The following is a 17,808-nucleotide window of genomic DNA, read 5'->3' on the forward strand; positions in this document are numbered from 1 at the left end:
GTGAGACAATGCAGCCACTGTGCAAAAGCCCTCCTCACCCCCTTCAGCGTCTGTTGCCTCGCCACGTTTGGTTGACGTGGTGAAAGGCCTTGCACATCCCGCCGACAGCGGGCACTTTGATGAGTTGCAAGGCAAGTGTTCGCCTGCCGCTACATCGGTAGCCAAAGCAATGGCAGAAGAGGCAAATGCACATGACCTATCTTCACCTTGGCGCACGTTTTTTGAACAGCTGGGCAACACCGGCCTCGACGACCTAGACCGTCGCACCCAAACTTTGGCGCGCCAAGTGCGCGACAACGGCATCACCTACAACGTGTATGCCAGCCAAGGCGGACCGCAGCGGCCTTGGGCTTTGGATCTGTTCCCCCTCATCGTCACGCCTGAGAGCTGGCAGCACATTGAAGTGGGCGTGAAGCAACGCGCACGTTTGCTCGAGCGCATGATGGCCGATGTGTATGGCCCGCAGCAATTGATTCGCGAAGCCATGATTCCGCCCGCCTTGGTGCAAGGCCACCCGGGCTACTTGCGTGCCATGCATGGTGTGGCACCTGTGGGTGGCACGCATTTGCACATCGCAGCATTTGACTTGGCGCGTGGACCCGACGGCCACTGGGCCGTGGTGTCGCAGCGCACGCAAGCGCCCTCGGGCTTGGGCTATTTGCTAGAAAACCGTTTGCTCATTTCGCGCCAATTTCCGCAAGCGTTTGAGGCCATGAACATTCAGCGCTTGGCGGCCACCTACCGTGTGTGGGTGGAGTCGCTCAAGGCGCACAGCCCCGAAGGTGCCAATGCCCACGTGGCCTTGCTCACGCCCGGACCGTACAACGAAACCTATTTTGAACACGCCTACCTCGCCCGCTACTTAGGCCTCACATTGGTCGAAGGCCATGACCTGACCGTGCGTGACGAGCGTGTGTACCTGCGCACCTTGCGTGGCTTAGAGCCTGTGCATGTGTTGCTCAAGCGCATGGACGATGAGTTCTTAGACCCACTTGAATTGCGCGCTGACTCCACCTTGGGCATTCCCGGTTTGCTGCAAGCCGTGCGCGCTGGCAACGTGGTGGTGGCCAATGCACCTGGCTCGGCGTTTTTAGAGTCGCCCGCTTTGTTGGGCTTTTTGCCCGCACTCAGCGAAAAGCTGTTGGGCGAAGAACTGCAACTGCCTGCACTCGACACTTGGTGGTGTGGCGAGCGTGCAGCCTTGGCTTCGGTGTTGCCACAACTCGAACACATGGCCATCAAGCCCACCTACCCGGGCTCGACCACGCACGGCACGTTTGATGCAACCATTCAGTCTGTTTTAGGTCGCACACTCACCCAAGCACAACGCGACGAATGGGTGGGCCGCATCACCCGCCAACCCGACCGCTACACCTTGCAGGCCTACTCACCACTGTCGCAAATGCCCACGTGGAAAAACACCACCGAAGGCGTGGTGCAACGCTCGGTCATGCTGCGTGTGTTTGCCTTGCGCAACAGCGCTGGCGATGGCCCAGATGCGTGGCGTGTGTTGCCCGGTGGTTTGGCACGCATTGCAGCACCGGATGCACAAATTGCTTCCATGCAACGCGGCGGCAGCAGCGCCGATGTGTGGGTGCAAACCCATGCCGACATTGACCGCAGCAGCTTGCTGCCCAAGTACAACGCCACCTCTGGCTTTAAACACCGCGAGCGCATGGTCACCAGCCGCGCCGCCGAAAACTTGTATTGGCTGGGCCGCTACACCGAGCGCAGCGAAAACATGGTGCGTTTGGTGCGCCTGTGCATCGAAGCCTTGAATGGCGAAGACCCCGCCTCACGCAGCCTGTGGGCATGGCTGCAGTTGCTCACCCAACGCCAAGGCCTCGTGCCTGCGGGCGTGCCATCGGCACACGCTGCTGGCGAAGACAAAGCCAACAGCACCCCCAGCATGGGCGCACGCCGCCGCGTGTTTGAACGCACGCTCATTGCCTGCTTGGACCAAGACGATCACAGCACCAGCGTGGGCTACAACTTGCGCGCTTTGCAGCAAGCGGCCTCGTCGCTGCGCGAGCGCTTGTCGCCCGAGCACTGGAACGCCATCGTGCATTGTGTGGACCAGTTCAGCGCCGATTGCGCACAAGCGGGCTCACCGCGTGCGTTCTCTGCCGTACAAGCCATGCAGGCCCTCGATGCGGCCAGCTCGGCATTAGCCGCCATCACTGGTGCGCAAACCGACCGCATGACGCGTGACGACGGCTGGCAACTGCTGAGCATTGGCCGCCACGTGGAGCGTTTGGGATTTTTGTCATCTGCACTCGACTTGGCTGTCGAAGTGGGTGCGTTTGAACACACCGCCGATGACGCTGACAGTGCAGATGAAAACAGCTCGCACTACGCAGCGCTGTTGTCGCTGTTTGACAGCACCATCACTTTCCAAGCGCAGTACCAACAAAGCCGCGAACTGGCCCCGCTGATTGAGCTGCTGGTGCAAGACAACGACAACCCGCGCTCACTCGCATGGGTGGCGCGCACGCTGCGTGGCCGTTTGTCCAAATTGGCAAACACCCCCATGGGTGAGCCCGATGCCTTGGCCCGTTTGGTGCCCGATTTGAAGCAAACCGATTTAGAACAACTCTGCATGCCGAACGATGTGGGCCACCACCCTAACCTGCGTGCGTGCCTGACCGAGTGCATGCAAGCCGCATGGCAAGTATCTGACGCCATCACGTCGCACTATTTCAGCCACACCGACGACGCCGACAGCGTGGGGGCCTGAACCATGCTGCTGTACATCACCCATACCACCACTTACCACTATGTGCCGCAGGTCAACACCGCGCAGCACATGGCGCATTTGCTACCGCGCAGCGATGCCGCACAAACGGTGCAACACGCCGAGCTGCACATCACCCCCACGCCTGCGGCCACCAGCACGCATGTGGATGTGTTTGGCAACAACCGCACCTTCTTCTCGCTGCCTGTGGTGCACGACACACTCAGCATCACGGCCAACAGCACGGTTGACACCCACTTCATCCCCTACCCACCCGAGCAAGCGCTGACCACCCCCGCTTGGGAAAACGTGCGCGAACACTTTGTGTATCACTCGGGCGCTGCGTGGGACGCTGCGACTGAATATGTGTTTGCCTCGCCCTATGTGCAGCCGCATCCCGACTTTGCCGAATACGCGCGCGCCAGCTTTGTGCCTGCTCGCCCCGTGCTGGCAGCCGCGTGCGATTTGATGACGCGCATTCACCAAGAGTTCACTTACGAAACCGCCAGCACCGACATCAACACCCCTGCGCTTGAAGCTCTCAAAAACCGCAAAGGCGTGTGCCAAGACTTTGCCCACATCCTCATCGGCTGCTTGCGCACGCAAGGTTTGGCGGCGCGCTATGTGAGCGGCTATTTGGTGACCGAAGTGCCTGAAGGCCAAACCCGTTTGATTGGCAGCGATGCTTCTCACGCCTGGGTGTCGGTCTATGTGCCAGACGTTTTGGACGATGCCGCTGAAACCGCGAAGACAGGTGCACTCGCCACCCACGGCCAGTGGTTTGATCTGGACCCCACCAACAACCGTTGGGGCTTGAGCTCACCCGGCATCGACTACGTGACCTTGGCCATTGGCCGCGACTACGCCGATGTATCGCCTGTGCGTGGCGTGATTCATGGCGGCGCTAGCCACACACTTGAAGTGGCTGTGACGGTGCAACCGGCTTCGGAGTTGATGGCGACATCTGAGCAAACGCAATCTCAGTCGCAATCACAAGAGCAGTCGCAGACGCAGTCCCAAGGGACATCGCAAAGCCAATCACAAAGTCAGAACCAAACCGAAGTGCTTTGAACGCCGTCACACGCGTTGTGCGCTCTTAAAATCGCTGAATTCAAACAAGGAATTCCACATGAGCGTTTACGACAAACTCCAAGCCCTGAACATCACCCTGCCTCCCGTGGCTGTGCCCGCTGCGGCCTACGTGCCATTTGTGCAAACAGGCAACTTGGTGTTTTTGAGCGGCCACATCGCCAAACAAGACGGCAAAGTGTGGACGGGCCAACTGGGCAAGACCATGCAAACCGCCGAAGGCGCGCAAGCCGCACGCGCAGTGGCAGTAGATTTGTTGGGCACCTTACACGCCGCCGTAGGTGACCTGAACAAAGTCAAGCGCATCGTCAAAGTGATGAGCTTGGTCAACTCCAGCCCCGACTACACCGAACACCACTTGGTGACCAACGGCTGCAGCGAACTGATTGGCCAAGTGTTTGGCGACAAAGGCGCACACGCACGCAGCGCGTTTGGCGTGGCGCAATTGCCTCTGGGCGCTTGCGTGGAAATTGAGTTGATTGCCGAACTCGCCTAAGTAGCTTATTCCGTTACCAAATCATTCATCAAAATCCCAGATCTGATGTAGATCTAGACGAATCAACGCCAGCAACTCCACCACCTCGAGCTGCATGCGCTCAGCGGCGTTGAGGTTGTCACTGGCGAGGCGCGCAATCAGCAACACATGCGACAAACTGCCCTCGCCCAAGGTGTAGGCCTTGACCGATTTTTCTGCGGCCAAGGCTTGGCGTTGGGCCGCAGATTTCAAGTTGTCGGCGGCTGTGCGTTTGTGCTGAAACTGAATCCACATGCTGTCAAACATGGCGCCCAGTTGTTGCTCAGCCAGCCGCACGTTGTCGCTGGCCGCTTGCGCATCGGCCACTGCTGCGCTGGCGTGGTGAAAGCGCGAGGCACTGGGGAACGGCATCGAGAACATCACACCCGAAATGGTTTCGGCCCCTGCCCGCTCGCGCCCACTGAACACGCCCAATGTGGGGTCAGGCAATCTGTCACGCGAAGCACGGTCAGCGGCGAGACGCAAACGTTGAGCGTCCACACGCATCATGTTGAGTTCGTGGTTTTTATCCAAAAACTCTTGGCGCATGGCAGCCATGGTTTCAGTCAAAGCGGGCAAGCTAGCTGACGCGTCTATACGCAAGGCCACAGGCATGTGCGTGGGCAAGGCCATGCCCGCATAGCGACGCGTGAAGGCTGACGCACTGGAGGCCAACTGCGCATCGGCCACCGAACGTGCTGCGGTGATGCGCTCAAACTCGGCATTGGCCAGCTCTGCGTCGAGCTGGGAAATTTCACCTTGCTTGAGTTGGCTTTGCGTGAGGCGCTGCATCTTGGCGGCCAAGTCAAAGGTGGTCACCGCATTTTTTTGGTCAGCCAAAGCGCGCAGGTAAGCAAACCAAAAACGCATCAACTCGCGCGCGCCTTCGTGCATGGCATCGGCGTATTCGATGTCGGCAAAGGCTTGGGTTTGTGTGGCAAGGTCCGCGTCCATGCCGCGTTTGCCCCAAAAGCGCACGGGGCGCTCGATGCTCACCATCGATTCGTGCAGCTGTGTACCTGCGGCCACATCACGGCGGCGTTGCGACGTGCTGCGCAAGGTGAACTCGGCGTTGCCTGAGTCAATACCTTTGGCGCGTGCTGTGCCTGCTTCTTTTTTAGAGCGCGCGGCTTGCATCAAGGGGCTGCTGAGCAAGGCATCTTTCACCGCAGCTTCAGCGGGGAGATAAGGCAAGAGCGGTGATGTCACCGTCGAGGCTGAGGCTGATGACGCAGCAGAAGATGCTGCTGTTGCAGAAACAGCAGGCTGCTGCGCCTGCGCTGCCCCTAGCGTCAAAACACAAGTGCAAGCCACAGCAAAGGCCACGACATCAGATGTCACAAAACGTATCATGATTTTCTCCAAGGCAAGAAGCGCGTGAGCGCATGCCACGGCACGCTCTCTAGCCCACCAAAGCGTTCAAACAATTTGGGCAACAACAGCAAGGTCAGCAAGGTGGAGCTGAGTAAACCACCTGTCACCACAATGGCCAAAGGACGTTGAATTTCCGAACCGGGCCCCGTGGCAAACAGCAACGGAATCATGCCCAGCGCGGTGATGACCGCCGTCATCAACACAGGACGCAAACGCCGCTCGGTGCCTAGGCGCACCACCACGTCCATCGCTTCGCCGTCGAGCAAACGTTCGTTGAAGTGCGTGACCATCACCACACCATTGAGCACGGCAATGCCCAACAACGCGATGAAGCCCACCGACGCGGGCACCGACAAATATTCGCCCGAGACCGCGAGTGCGACCACACCGCCCACCAACGCAAACGGGATGTTCAAAAAGATGATGCCCGCCTGAATGGCCGAACCAAAGGTGAACACCAAGATGGTGAAGATGAGCACCATGGCCGCAGGAATGACCAGCCCCAAACGCGCTGCCGCGCGTTGCTGGTTTTCAAACTGACCGCCCCACACAATGCGCACATCGCTGGGCAGCTTCAAGGCTGCCACAGCCTTTTGGGCATCGCCCACAAAGCCCGTCAAATCGCGACCATCCACCGACACTTGAATGCTGGTGAAGCGCGCGCTTTGCTCATGGTCCACACGGATGGGTCCATCGACCAAGCGGATGTCGGCCAACGCACTGGCGGCCCACACGCGGCCATCGGGTGCGGCGAGCTGCAGGTTTTTAAACGCTTCTGGGCTTTGGCGCGTGGCCTCATTGCCGCGCAAGGTGAGCGGCATGCGCACACCGTCTTGCAACACGTAGCCGAGTGATTCACCCTCCACTTGGTTTTTGAATGCTTGCTGCAAGGCCTCCACACTGAAGCCTGCTTGGCCTAGGGTGGTGCGGTTCAAACGGACCGACACGTATTGCAAGCCTTCGGCCTTGGGCGCAATCACCTCGGCAGCACCGGGGATGGTGCGCACGGCATCGGCAATTTGGTGGGCGGCTTCGTTCAAGCTGCCGAGGTCTGTGCCAAAAATTTTGATGGCCACATCGCCGCGTGTGCCCGTGAGCATTTCAGACACGCGCATTTCAATGGGCTGCGTGAAGCCGTAGACCAAACCCGGAAAACCATCCAGCACCACGCGCAGCGCGTCGACGATGTCGTCTTTGTTACCGCGCCATTCGCTTTTAGGCTTGAGCACCAAGAAGGTGTCGGTCTCGTTCAAGCCCATGGGGTCTAGCCCCAACTCGTCAGAGCCTGCACGGGCGACGATGGACTTGACCTCGGGCGCATTTTCCAAAATGGCTTGCTGCACACGGGTGTCAATTTCCAGCGAAGCTTCCAGGGAAATCGAAGGCAGCTTTTGCAGCTGCACCAAGATATCGCCTTCATCCAAAGTCGGCATGAAGGTTTTACCAATGAAGCTGTACAGCACCGCCGCCACCACCAGTGATGCCACCGACACGCCATACAGCCACTGCGGCTTGGCCCACACGCGTTCCCGCAAGCGCAGGTACCCGGCATGAATTTTTTGCATCACCACAGGCTCGTGCGCGCCCTCTTCCTTCAGCACCATGGAGGCCAAAGCCGGAATCACACTGAAGGCCAACAACAGAGACGATGCCAGCGCCATGATGATGGTCACCGCCACAGGCGCAAACAGCTTGCCCTCCAAGCCTTCAAGGCTAAGCAATGGCAAGAACACCACGCAAATGATCAGCACGCCAGACGCCACGGGCTTGACGACCTGACGCACGGCACGCAACAAAATTTCGGTCTTCGACAGAGCGTGACCCTTTGGGTGCGACGCAAATGCGGTTTCGATGTTTTCCACCACCACCACCGCTGCATCCACCAACATACCCAGCGCGATGGCCAAGCCACCCAAGCTCATCAAATTGGCAGTCAAGCCAAAGCTGCGCATCAGCACAAAAGTGCTCAGCAACGACAAGGGCAACGCGACGGCGACCACCACCGCAGCACGCATGCCGCCCAAGAACACATACAAGGTGATGCACACCAACACAGCCGCTTCAATCAAAGCGCGAATCACCGTGTCTGCGGCACGCGTGACCAATTCGCCTCGGTTGTAAAAAGTCTTCACCGTCATGCCTTTGGGCAAGCGCGGGGCCATCTCGGCCAACTTGGCATCGACCGCATTCACCAACTGGCGGGCATTCACACCACGCATGCCTAGCACCAGGCCTTCGACCGCTTCGCCTTGTCCATCGTGCGTCACGGCACCGTAGCGTGTGAGTGCGCCATGCGTGACGGTGGCCACATCGTCGAGCTGCACCCGTGCGTTACGTGTGGTGGTCAAACGCACGGCACGCAAATCGTCCAGCGTTTTCACAGCGCCCTCTACGCGCACCACCAAGGCTTCTTCGCCAGCGGTCAATCGGCCTGCACCGTCGTTGCTGTTGTTGGCGAGCAAGGCTTGTCGCAAGTCGGTCATGCTCACGCCCATGGCCGCCATCTTGGCCGTGTTGGGAATCACCTCAAAGGTTTGCACTTCGCCACCAAGCGAGTTGACCTCGGCCACACCGGGGATGGTGCGTAGCTCGGGGCGAATCACCCAGTCGAGCACGCGGCGTTTTTCGGCCAAGCCGAAGTCGCCTTCAAGTGTGAACATGTACACCTCGCTCAGGGGCGTGGTGATGGGGGCCAAGCCACCGCTCACGCTGGCGGGCAAATCGCGCATGACCGAGCCCAAACGCTCAGACACTTGTTGGCGCGCCCAATACAAATCCACGCCCTCGTCAAAGTCGATGGTGATGTCGGCAATGCCGTACTTGGAGATGGAACGCACGATGCGTTTGTTGGGGATGCTAAGCAGCTCTTGCTCGATGGGTTTGACCACGCGCTGTTCCACCTCTTCGGGTGTCATGCCAGGAATTTTGAGAATGACCTTGGCCTGCGTGGGCGAGATATCGGGAAAGGCGTCAATCGGCAAATTGAGCCAGGCGTATGTGCCTGCGATGAACAGCACGCCAGCACACGCCAGCGTGAGGCTGCGAAAACGCAGACTCAGACGGATGAGGTGTTCAAACATCACTCGTCCTTTTGCAACAAGGCACGCAGAGAGGCAATGCCTGTGACCGCCACTTTGCTGCCCACAGGCAAGGTTGCCTCCACCAACGACAAGTCATCGGTGGAAGAAATCACGTTCACCGTTTGCGCTTCAAAGCCTTTGTCATTCGCCACAAACAACCAAGGCTTGCCACGCCATTGCGTGACGGCACGTGCAGGCACCAGCCATTGCGTATCGGACTTGGCCAAGCCGGCTTTGCCTTTGGCATGCACGGTGACCGACACCAACTCACCCGCTTGCAAGCTACCACGGCTCGTCACTGTGGCGCGTGCGCGGGCCGATTGACTGGCATCCACCGCGCGGCTCACACCAATAATTTTGGCTTTGGCATTGCGCGAAGCAATGCTCACCTCGTCGCCCACTTGCAGCTGCGCGGCTTTGTCGGATGAGAGTTGCACATCGAGCTGCAACTGCGAGCTGTCAGCCAACTTAAACAACATAGCCCCCGCCTCCACGCGTTGACCCACGGCGACAAAAGCCTCGGACACGGTGCCCGACAACGGTGCTTTGAGCGTGCCCGTGGCGTAGCCTGTGTTGGCATCAAAACGCATGCCTGCGGCAACCAGCTCGGCCTCGCGTGCGTGCAGCTGCGCTTGCGCGGCTTCTTGTTTGGAACGGCTCAGCTGCAAACGCACGGCGGGGATGATGCCTTCGTCAAACATGGCTTGGTCACGCTGTGCAGCAGCTGAGGCGTTTTTGTAATCCAACGACGCTTCGTTGAGCAAGCGACGTGCATCCCCCAACAAGGGGCTGGTGAAATGCGCCAAGGCAGCGCCCGCTTTGACTGAGTCACCGACGCCCACCAACAGGCGAGACACTTGGCCTGCATACGGCGCAGACACCGTGAATTCTTTGCCTGGCGGCATCACCACCGTGGCGCTGGCCAGCAACTGCCCGCCTGTAGACGCCTGCACCGTTGCCACTTGCACACCGAGGCTGGCTTGTTGCTTGGCGTTGAGAGGCAACAACAAAGGCGCACTGGCCGTAGATTGGGTCGGTGCAACCTGCGCCAACGCACCCAACACCCATGCAGACAGCGCCCACGCAAAAGCACCACGAACAAACAACTTGAAAAAAGTGAACATCACCAACTCCACACATCACTGACCGATAGACGATGCACATAGACGTGCACACGCGTTAAATATCAGAAGCGAGACGTGGGAGGTGCGTGCGGCAACGGCGGAAAGCCGGCAAGAAAAGAAGGACGGCCAGCACGTTGCGTGTCTGGCGTGAGCAAGAAAGAAACCACACGCTGAATCAGCGCAACCATGACAAAGACGGTGAGAATCAACAGGCTCTGCGGCTGCTCTTGCACATCCAACGCCGCTTGGCGTGCATAAGAAGTTTCGACGCCCACCGCCGCAGACTCTTGCTCATCGTCCTGGCTAAAGCTGGTCATGGCCAATGCTGGCTCGGCCGTGACAGCCACAGAACTCACGCCAGCCACATGCAAACCTGTCACCTTGGAGGTGCCGTAATGCGCGTGCAAAAACGGGCCGATCGCCAACAAGGCGACCAGCGCAATGGCCAAATAAAGGCACATCGTTTTGAATAGGGAGGTTTGCTGCGTCACGGCTGGAATCTTAAACCAAGCCAGCTTAAGCCCCGCTGAAGCGGAGGCCTTATCAATCTGCCGTGAAGATGCCACTGACGCTGTGCAACTGGTCCAACGCCAAACCGCAACCACGGGCCACACAGGTCAAAGGATCTTCTGCAATCAACACTGGCAAACCAGTTTCTTCAGAAATCAGACGGTCTAAATCACGCAACAAAGCACCACCGCCCGTGAGCATGATGCCGCGCTCAGCGATGTCAGAGCTCAGCTCTGGCGGCGTACGTTCCAACGCGATCTTGACCGTGGACACCAAGTTGTTCAACGTGTCAGTCAAGGCCTCCAAAACTTCGGTGGAGCTGATGGTGAAGCTTTGCGGAATACCTTGACTCAAGTTACGCCCAGTGATTTCCATTTCCCTCACATCACCCGTGGGAAATGCAGTGGCAATTTGCTTCTTGATGCGCTCTGCCGTTTGCTCGCCAATCAACATGCCAAAGTTGCGGCGGATGTAGTTGACGATGGCTTCGTCAAACTTGTCGCCACCAATGCGCGCGCTGTTTTTGTAAACCATGCCGCCTAGGGACACGATGCCAACCTCGGTGGTGCCGCCACCAATGTCCACCACCATAGAGCCACAAGGTTCGGTCACGGGCAAGCCCGCGCCAATGGCGGCAGCCATGGGTTCTTCAATCAAATAGACCTCAGAGGCGCCAGCGCCCACGGCAGACTCACGAATGGCGCGCCGCTCAACTTGGGTGGAACCACAGGGCACGCAAATCACAATGCGTGGACTGGGCTTGAACAACATCTGGGGATGCGCCAGCTTGATGAAGTGCTTGAGCATCACCTCAGTCACGGTGAAGTCAGCAATCACGCCGTCTTTCATGGGGCGAATCGCCTCAATCCCTGTGGGCACACGGCCTAACATGGCTTTGGCTTCGTTGCCCACAGCCAAGACCGAAGTTTTGCCATAGATCTTGCCGTCTTTTTTAATCACCACGACTGAAGGTTCATCCAAAACGATGCCGTGTTCTTTGGTGTAAATCAGCGTATTCGCTGTGCCTAAATCGATGGCAATATCAGTCGAAAAAAACTTCGTCAATTTGGAAAGCAAAATAACCTCACATTAAGGAGTCGTCACTGGAAATTATCCGTACGACCACCTGTGCCGTCCATACGCTTCAAGGTGTACAAATCTTCTAATTTAAAGAAAAACTAATTAAATAGGCCCAATAAAAAAGGCGCCATCAAGGCGCCTTTGAAAATAAATTGAGCTTAAGCTTTTACAGCTCTGAAACCAGAATACATGCGCGAAGCGGGACGGCTTCGTTGCTCTGCCTCTTGGGCGAGCTGGGCGCGGATGCGATCGAATGTGGCTTTGATGCCGGTCTTCTCTGAAGACACAATTTTGAAGCGACGCTCCACGGCCACATCTGGCGATTCGATCTGAACAACTGATTTATCCAATTTAGGCTCCTGAGAACTTAGTGAGAAATCAACGCGTCAGACTTTCATTTGGTGTACACAATTTATAAAATAATTAAGATCAAATTAAAAATAAAAAGATAAGTGCTTGATTTGTATAGATTTATTGATTTCAAAAAGCATAAAAAAACCACCCGAAGGTGGTTTTTAAAAATCCCAAATGAGTCAATAAGGATTAACGAACCACTGCAATTTGATCGCGCTTGCCAGCCTTGAAGGTGTACAGCGTCAGGGCGCCGTTCTTGATGTCTCCTTTGGCGTCAAACGAAATCGTGCCGGTCACACCCTTGAAACCTGTGGTTTTGGCCAACTCTGGCAAATACTTGGCAGGTTCGCTGGACTTGGCGCGCTGCATCGCATCGACCATCACATACACGGCGTCATACACATAAGGCGAATACAGCTTCACATCGTCGTTGAAGCGCTTCTTGAACTTGGCGCTGAAGTCATCCATGCCCTTCTTCAACGCACCGTCCACACCGCCCGCCTCCGCACACACCACTTGGCCGTCAGCCATGGCGTCACCTGCAAGCTTGATCATCTCGTTGGTGCAAATACCGTCACCGCCCATGAATTTGGCTTTGATACCGAGGGACTTCATTTGCTTCATCATCGGGCCACCCACGGCGTCCATGCCGCCAAAGAAGATGATGTCTGGCTTCTTGCCTTTGAGGGTGGTCAAGATGGGCATGAAGTCAGTGGCTTTGTCAGTGGTGAACTCGTGGCCCACCAAGTTGCCGCCAGCGGCCTTGACCGCTTTTTCGAATTCTTCAGCCACGCCTTGGCCGTAGGCTGTGCGGTCGTCGATCACGGCAATGGATTTACCTTTAAGTTCGTTCACCGCATAGCGACCCAAAGTGCCGCCCAAATGCACGTCGTCCGCCACCACGCGGAAGGCTGTTTTGTAGCCTTGACGTGTGTACTTGGGGTTGGTCGAAGATGGCGAAATTTGGGGAATGCCGGCGTCGCTGTAAATCTTGGACGCTGGAATGGTCGTGCCTGAGTTCAAGTGGCCAATCACGCCGCTGACTTTGGCGTCCACCAACTTTTGCGCGGCGGCTGTGCCTTGCTTGGGATCGGCGGCATCGTCTTCGGCCACCAATTCGAATTTCACTTTTTTGCCGTTGATGCTGACACCTTTGGCATTGAGCTCTTCAATGGCCAAACGTGCACCGTATTCGTTGTCTTTGCCTAAGTGAGCGATGGCACCGCTGACAGGTGCCACATGACCAATCTTCACCACTTGCTCTTGCGCCAGCGCCAAACTGCTGAGCGCAGCCAAAGTTGCAACGGCTGTCAATTTGAAAGAGAGATGCATCAAGAACTCCTTAAAAGTGGAAAAGAAAAACACAGAAAAATCAGGCCGAAGTGTCCTTCAGCTTTAAATCATGGCGCGTGATGGAATACCCGCGATCCGCGTAGTGCTTCCAGCGCTGACGCGCTTGCTGGCGGTCTTCGTCGTCAAGGGTGACCACTTCAATCGTGCGCTCAAAGCGCTCGTAACCTGCTGCCACCTCGCCGCCCAAATTCAGCAGCACTTGGTGATGCGGCAGCTCAGGCCCACCTTCAATTTGTGCAGCCAACACCACGGGCGATGCCATCAGCTGTTCAGCGGGGCTACCAGCGCGGCAATGCGCCACAAACTCAAGAGGCGAGAAGGTCCACAACAACGTGTCTAGCGCTTGCAGCGAAGCAGGCGCGCCCGTCACCACCACGCGCGCGCCACTGGCCACGGCCTTGCGCAACAAGCGGCAGGCGTAGGCCAGTTTGTCGGGCGCGTTGAAGTGAAAAGCGATTTCGGTCATTTCGCTTTCTTTGCAGGCGTTTTTGACGCGGCCTGAGTCGTGCCCAACAGGTATTGCAACAGCAAGCCCACGGGGCGGCCTGTCGCGCCTTTGGCAGCGCCGCTCTTCCAGGCTGAACCCGCGATGTCCAAATGTGCCCAAGGGTAGTCTTTGGCAAAACGCTGCAAGAACTTGGCTGCGGTGATGGAGCCCCCCTCGCGCCCTGCCACGTTGGCCACATCGGCGAAGTTGGACTTGAGACCTTCGGCATATTCCTCGTCCAAAGGCAAGCGCCAGCAAGGGTCCAACGCAGCTTCGCCAGCGGCAAACAAGGCATTCGCCAAGTCGTCCGAGGGCGAGAACAAACCACTGCGCACATGGCCCAGCGAAATCACGCAAGCGCCGGTGAGCGTGGCAATGTCAATCACCGCACGGGGTTTGAAGCGTGTGGCGTAGGTCAAGGCGTCACACAAAATCAGGCGGCCTTCGGCATCGGTGTTGAGCACCTCAATGGTTTGGCCGCTCATGCTGGTGATCACATCACCGGGCTTCAAGGCTGTGCCATCGGGCATGTTTTCACAAGTAGGAATGAGGCCGACCACGTTGATGGCGGGCTTCAAATGCGACAGCGCTTCAAACGTGCCCAGCACGCTGGCTGCGCCGCACATGTCGAACTTCATCTCGTCCATGCCGGGGCCTGGTTTGAGGGAGATACCCCCCGTGTCAAATGTGATGCCCTTGCCCACCAACACCGTAGGGGCTACTGTTTTGGCGGCACCGTTGTACTGCAACACGATGAAGCGCAAAGGCTCGACCGAGCCACGTGCCACCGCAGCGAACGAGCCCATGCCGAGTTTTTCGATTTCTTTGGGGCCCAACACCTGGCATTGAATGCCCGCCTTCTTGCCCAAATTCTGGGCCACATCGGCCAAATGGGTAGGGGTGGCGTGGTTGGCGGGACGGTTGCCCCACTCTTTGGCCAGTGACACACCGGCCACTTGGGCACGGGCAAGGTCAAACTCGTGTTTGGCGGCTTTGGTCTTTTCAGCCGTTGGCAAAGCTAGCACCACGCGCGTCAAGCCTGCGGCTTTGGCCGAGGGTTTGGTGGCGGTGTACACATAGCTGGTGTCGGCCACAGCTTGAGCCGCAGCTTGCAGGCGATGTGCGCTGGCATCGGCCAAACACACGGTGATGTGGGCGGGCTTAGCCGTCTTGAGCGAAGCCACTGCCGCTGTCACGGCTTGGCGCACGATGCGAGCGCTGCCATCGCCACTGGACACCAAAACCACACGTTGGGCGCTCACGCCCTGCGGGCGCCACACGCTGAGCAGCTTGGCGGGCGACTCGTCTAAATCACCGCTTTTGCGTGCCTCAGAAATAAGTTGCGACAAAACGTCTTTGGCAGGCTTGTCCTTGGCAGATACCAAGATAATCAACGCATCGGTTTTATGCGTGGCTGCAGCGTGTAAATCTAGGGTCTTGAGCTCGAAGTTCATAATTGCGGTTTTCCTCTGTCGCTAATGTTATTCCATTCCTCCATTCGCAAAGAGCTGGCACGCAGTTTTGGCGCCACGCTCATCGTCTTGGTCACCATCGTGATGACCATGATGCTCATCCGCACGCTCGGTCAGGCCTCGAGCGGCAGCGTCAACCCAACTGAAATCAGTTTGGTCATGGGCTACACCATGTTGGGACACTTGCCCACGGTGCTCACCATGAGCCTGTTCATCGCGTCGGTGGGCACCCTGTCTCGCATGTATTTGGAAAGTGAAATGGTGATTTGGTTGGTCAGCGGCCGCGGCTTGCGCGCCATCCTGAAGCCCATGATTCGCTTTGCGTGGCCCACGTTGCTGACGGTCAGTGTTTTGGTGTTGCTGGTGTGGCCTTGGTCCAACCAGCAAATCAGTGAACTCAAAGAGCGCTTTGAACAACGCGGCGATTTAGAACGCGTCTCGCCCGGACAGTTCCAAGAGTCTGCCAATGGTTTGCGGGTGTTCTTCGTTGACAAGGAAAGCGTGGAGAACAAAGAAGGCAAAAACGTCTTCATCTCTTCGAGCGAGCGTGGCAAGCAAGCCATGACGTCTGCCAAAAAGGGCCACGTTGAAACCATCGATGAAGACCGTTTCTTGGTGTTAGACATTGGCCAGCGCGTGGAGCAAACCAACGGCGAGACCGAGCTGAAAGTCAGCGAATTTAAGGTCTACGGCACACGAATCAGCCAAGATGTGAAGGCCGCAGCCGAGCAACCCACCAAAACCATCCATTCGCTGCAGCTCCTGCGCAATCGAACACCCAGCAATTTGGGTGAGTTGGCTTGGCGTTTGGGTCTGGCCATTGCGGCATTTAACTTGTTGGTCATCGCCTTGGCCATCACCAGTGCCAACCACCGAGTGGGGCGCGGCGGCAACTTGGCCTTGGCTTTGTTCATCTTTGTGGTGTATTACAACTTCATCAACCTCAGCCAAAGCTGGATCAGCTCGGGCAAAGTTCAGTTCTTGCCGAACCTGATTGCCTTGCACGGCGGCGTGTTCCTGTTTGCCATGACTTGGTTAGCCGTCCGCCACAACAACTGGAGCTGGCGCAACCTGTTGGTCAAACGCCGCGCCAAGGAAACTGCCGCATGAAAACCTTGCGACGACTGATTTACGGCGAAGTGCTGATTGCCGTGGCGTTTGTGACGCTGAGCTTTTTGGCGCTGTTCTTCTTTTTCGACTTTGTGGACGAACTGCAAAACGTTGGCAAAAACGGCGGCAACTACCAAGTGAGCCACGCGTTCTCGTACGTGCTGCTGCTCGTGCCTAGCCACTTGTATGAATTGCTCCCTATTTCAGTGTTGATCGGCACTATTTTTGTGATGGCACGTTTGGCACAAAGTTCGGAGTTCACCATCCTTCGCACCAGCGGACTTGGGCCTACTTTGGCGCTGCGCAACCTGATGGGCTTGGGGTTGGCGTTTGTGGTGCTGACGTTTGCGGTGGGCGACTACTTGTCACCGTTTTGTGACCGCTACGGCCAGCTCTTGAAATCGCGCTACTTGGGGCAAATCACCGTGGGACAAACCGGTGCTTGGTTGCGCGAGCGTCAAGACGACCGCAGCTACGCTGTGAATGTGAGCACCCTCACGCCTGAAGGCAACCCCAAAGGCATCCGAATTTTTGAATTCAACAAAGACGGCCAATGGGTCGCACTGACGAAGGCTGAGGTGGGCTTGCTGTCAGACGATGAGGCCTGGGACTTGCGCAACATCGAACGCAACGAGGTCGTTCGCCAAAACAATGAATCAGCGTTGGCGCGCAAGCATGCGGACAGCCAGCGTTGGCCCACCGGCATCACCTCTGAAATGATCTCTGTTGCCCTGCTCAAGCCCGAACGCATGGGCACGATTGACTTGTTTCAATACATCCAACACTTGAGCGCTAACGGCCAAACCACGCAACGCTTTGAGATTGAGTTCTGGAAAAAAGTGTTCTATCCGCTGAGTTGTTTGGTGATGGTGGTGCTTGCGCTCCCCTTTGCATACCTGCATTTCCGCAGCGGCAACATTGCCAGCCATGTGTTTGGTGGGGTCTTGGCTGGCATCAGCTTCTTTTTGCTCAACAACGTGTTCAGCTACATCGGCAACATCAACAGCTGGGCACCCTGGTTTGCAGCCGCGGCACCTGGCATGCTCTACACCCTCGCCTCACTGGCAGCCTTTGGCTGGCTGGTGCTGCGCCAATAAGGTTTTTACATGCACGCCATCATTTTGTTTGCCCACGGCTCACGCGACCCGCTGTGGCACAAGCCCATCCAAACCGTGGCCGAACGCATCGCTCAGCGCTCGCCCGGCACCGTGGTGCGCTGCGCCTACCTTGAGCTGACTGAACCCGACCTGCCCCATGTGGCCAACGCCTTGGTCGCCGAAGGCGCGACCAGCTTATGCGTGGTGCCTATGTTTTTGGGGGTGGGCCGACATGCGCGCGAAGATTTGCCCGAACTGATGCACGCCCTCAAAGCCAGCCACCCAAGCATCGACATCACCTGTCAACCCGCCGTGGGTGAGCAAGATGCCTTGCTCGACTTGCTCGCGGAGATCGCACTGGGGCGCGCCAACAGTCAGCCCACATCAAAAGCATAAGAAACTGATTAATTAGATCATTAAGGCATAATGG

15 protein-coding genes are annotated in these 17,808 nt (G+C 57.4%); 6 read left to right on the plus strand and 9 right to left on the minus strand.

The window, feature by feature from the left end; translation table 11 throughout:
* The first annotated feature begins 79 nt into the window (after nt 1–79).
* From QMG15_RS07230 to QMG15_RS07240, 3 genes are read left to right on the plus strand one after another with little or no spacing between them, the layout of a single operon-like run.
* A complete protein-coding gene (locus QMG15_RS07230) occupies nt 80–2,737 on the plus strand; it encodes a circularly permuted type 2 ATP-grasp protein (protein WP_281788029.1) in 2,658 nt (885 codons plus the stop codon).
* Between the two features lie 3 nt (nt 2,738–2,740).
* The gene (locus tag QMG15_RS07235) at nt 2,741–3,805 is read left to right on the plus strand and encodes a transglutaminase family protein (protein WP_281788030.1); all 1,065 of its coding nucleotides are present in this window, start codon (nt 2,741–2,743) and stop codon (nt 3,803–3,805) included.
* 58 nt (nt 3,806–3,863) lie between these two features.
* Entirely contained in the window at nt 3,864–4,319 is a 456-nt protein-coding gene (locus QMG15_RS07240) for a RidA family protein (protein WP_108401414.1), read from the plus strand.
* Nucleotides 4,320–4,340: 21 nt separating this feature from the next.
* Here the strand turns inward: QMG15_RS07240 and QMG15_RS07245 are convergent, their stop codons facing one another.
* From QMG15_RS07245 to QMG15_RS07285, 9 genes are all read right to left on the minus strand, one after another.
* Nucleotides 4,341–5,690, minus strand: a complete 1,350-nt coding sequence (locus tag QMG15_RS07245) for a TolC family protein (RefSeq protein WP_281788031.1) — start codon at nt 5,688–5,690, stop codon at nt 4,341–4,343.
* Entirely contained in the window at nt 5,687–8,791 is a 3,105-nt protein-coding gene (locus QMG15_RS07250) for a CusA/CzcA family heavy metal efflux RND transporter (RefSeq protein WP_281788032.1), read from the minus strand. The genes QMG15_RS07245 and QMG15_RS07250 overlap by 4 nt, the downstream gene beginning before the upstream one ends.
* On the minus strand, nt 8,791–9,915 hold the full coding sequence (locus QMG15_RS07255) for an efflux RND transporter periplasmic adaptor subunit (RefSeq protein ID WP_281788033.1): 1,125 nt from the start codon (nt 9,913–9,915) through the stop codon (nt 8,791–8,793). Before QMG15_RS07255 ends, QMG15_RS07250 begins: the two co-directional genes overlap by 1 nt.
* A 62-nt stretch (nt 9,916–9,977) precedes the next feature.
* Complete coding sequence (locus QMG15_RS07260; protein ID WP_281788034.1) at nt 9,978–10,406, minus strand: hypothetical protein; 429 nt, start codon at nt 10,404–10,406, stop codon at nt 9,978–9,980.
* A gap of 52 nt (nt 10,407–10,458) precedes the next feature.
* Complete coding sequence (locus QMG15_RS07265; protein ID WP_281788035.1) at nt 10,459–11,502, minus strand: rod shape-determining protein; 1,044 nt, start codon at nt 11,500–11,502, stop codon at nt 10,459–10,461.
* A gap of 161 nt (nt 11,503–11,663) precedes the next feature.
* A complete protein-coding gene (locus QMG15_RS07270; protein WP_108358784.1) occupies nt 11,664–11,855 on the minus strand; it encodes a hypothetical protein in 192 nt (63 codons plus the stop codon).
* A 193-nt stretch (nt 11,856–12,048) separates the two neighbouring features.
* Nucleotides 12,049–13,191 carry a branched-chain amino acid ABC transporter substrate-binding protein gene (locus QMG15_RS07275; RefSeq protein WP_281788036.1) on the minus strand — a complete coding sequence of 381 codons (1,143 nt, stop codon included), beginning with the start codon at nt 13,189–13,191 and terminating at the stop codon, nt 12,049–12,051.
* A 40-nt stretch (nt 13,192–13,231) separates the two neighbouring features.
* Nucleotides 13,232–13,678: a DNA polymerase III subunit chi gene (locus QMG15_RS07280; protein WP_108358786.1), complete on the minus strand. Its 447-nt coding sequence runs from the start codon at nt 13,676–13,678 to the stop codon at nt 13,232–13,234.
* The gene (locus QMG15_RS07285) at nt 13,675–15,153 is read right to left on the minus strand and encodes a leucyl aminopeptidase (protein ID WP_281788037.1); all 1,479 of its coding nucleotides are present in this window, start codon (nt 15,151–15,153) and stop codon (nt 13,675–13,677) included. Before QMG15_RS07285 ends, QMG15_RS07280 begins: the two co-directional genes overlap by 4 nt.
* Before the next feature lie 24 nt (nt 15,154–15,177).
* Here QMG15_RS07285 and lptF point away from each other — a divergent pair, with 24 nt between their 5' ends.
* Genes lptF through QMG15_RS07300 form a run of 3 tightly spaced genes read left to right on the plus strand, consistent with a single transcriptional unit; the run spans nt 15,178 to nt 17,774 of the window.
* Entirely contained in the window at nt 15,178–16,281 is a 1,104-nt protein-coding gene (lptF, locus tag QMG15_RS07290) for an LPS export ABC transporter permease LptF (RefSeq protein WP_281788038.1), read from the plus strand.
* Nucleotides 16,278–17,378 carry an LPS export ABC transporter permease LptG gene (gene lptG, locus QMG15_RS07295; protein ID WP_281788039.1) on the plus strand — a complete coding sequence of 367 codons (1,101 nt, stop codon included), beginning with the start codon at nt 16,278–16,280 and terminating at the stop codon, nt 17,376–17,378. Before lptF ends, lptG begins: the two co-directional genes overlap by 4 nt.
* A 9-nt stretch (nt 17,379–17,387) precedes the next feature.
* Nucleotides 17,388–17,774: a CbiX/SirB N-terminal domain-containing protein gene (locus QMG15_RS07300; RefSeq protein ID WP_281788040.1), complete on the plus strand. Its 387-nt coding sequence runs from the start codon at nt 17,388–17,390 to the stop codon at nt 17,772–17,774.
* Nucleotides 17,775–17,808 lie beyond the last annotated feature (34 nt).

The organism is Limnohabitans sp. INBF002 (genome assembly GCF_027924905.1).
GTDB lineage: Bacteria > Pseudomonadota > Gammaproteobacteria > Burkholderiales > Burkholderiaceae_C > Limnohabitans.

Excerpts from the sequence above, each read along its gene's own strand:
- QMG15_RS07235 (WP_281788030.1), top strand. The coding sequence starts at position 2,741 with ATGCTGCTGTACATCACCCATACCACCACTTACCACTATGTGCCGCAG.
- QMG15_RS07240 (WP_108401414.1), top strand. The coding sequence starts at position 3,864 with ATGAGCGTTTACGACAAACTCCAAGCCCTGAACATCACCCTGCCTCCC.
- QMG15_RS07245 (WP_281788031.1), bottom strand. The coding sequence starts at position 5,690 with ATGATACGTTTTGTGACATCTGATGTCGTGGCCTTTGCTGTGGCTTGC.
- QMG15_RS07250 (WP_281788032.1), bottom strand. The coding sequence starts at position 8,791 with ATGTTTGAACACCTCATCCGTCTGAGTCTGCGTTTTCGCAGCCTCACG.
- QMG15_RS07255 (WP_281788033.1), bottom strand. The coding sequence starts at position 9,915 with ATGTTCACTTTTTTCAAGTTGTTTGTTCGTGGTGCTTTTGCGTGGGCG.
- QMG15_RS07275 (WP_281788036.1), bottom strand. The coding sequence starts at position 13,191 with ATGCATCTCTCTTTCAAATTGACAGCCGTTGCAACTTTGGCTGCGCTC.
- QMG15_RS07280 (WP_108358786.1), bottom strand. The coding sequence starts at position 13,678 with ATGACCGAAATCGCTTTTCACTTCAACGCGCCCGACAAACTGGCCTAC.
- QMG15_RS07285 (WP_281788037.1), bottom strand. The coding sequence starts at position 15,153 with ATGAACTTCGAGCTCAAGACCCTAGATTTACACGCTGCAGCCACGCAT.
- lptF (WP_281788038.1), top strand. The coding sequence starts at position 15,178 with ATGTTATTCCATTCCTCCATTCGCAAAGAGCTGGCACGCAGTTTTGGC.
- lptG (WP_281788039.1), top strand. The coding sequence starts at position 16,278 with ATGAAAACCTTGCGACGACTGATTTACGGCGAAGTGCTGATTGCCGTG.
- QMG15_RS07300 (WP_281788040.1), top strand. The coding sequence starts at position 17,388 with ATGCACGCCATCATTTTGTTTGCCCACGGCTCACGCGACCCGCTGTGG.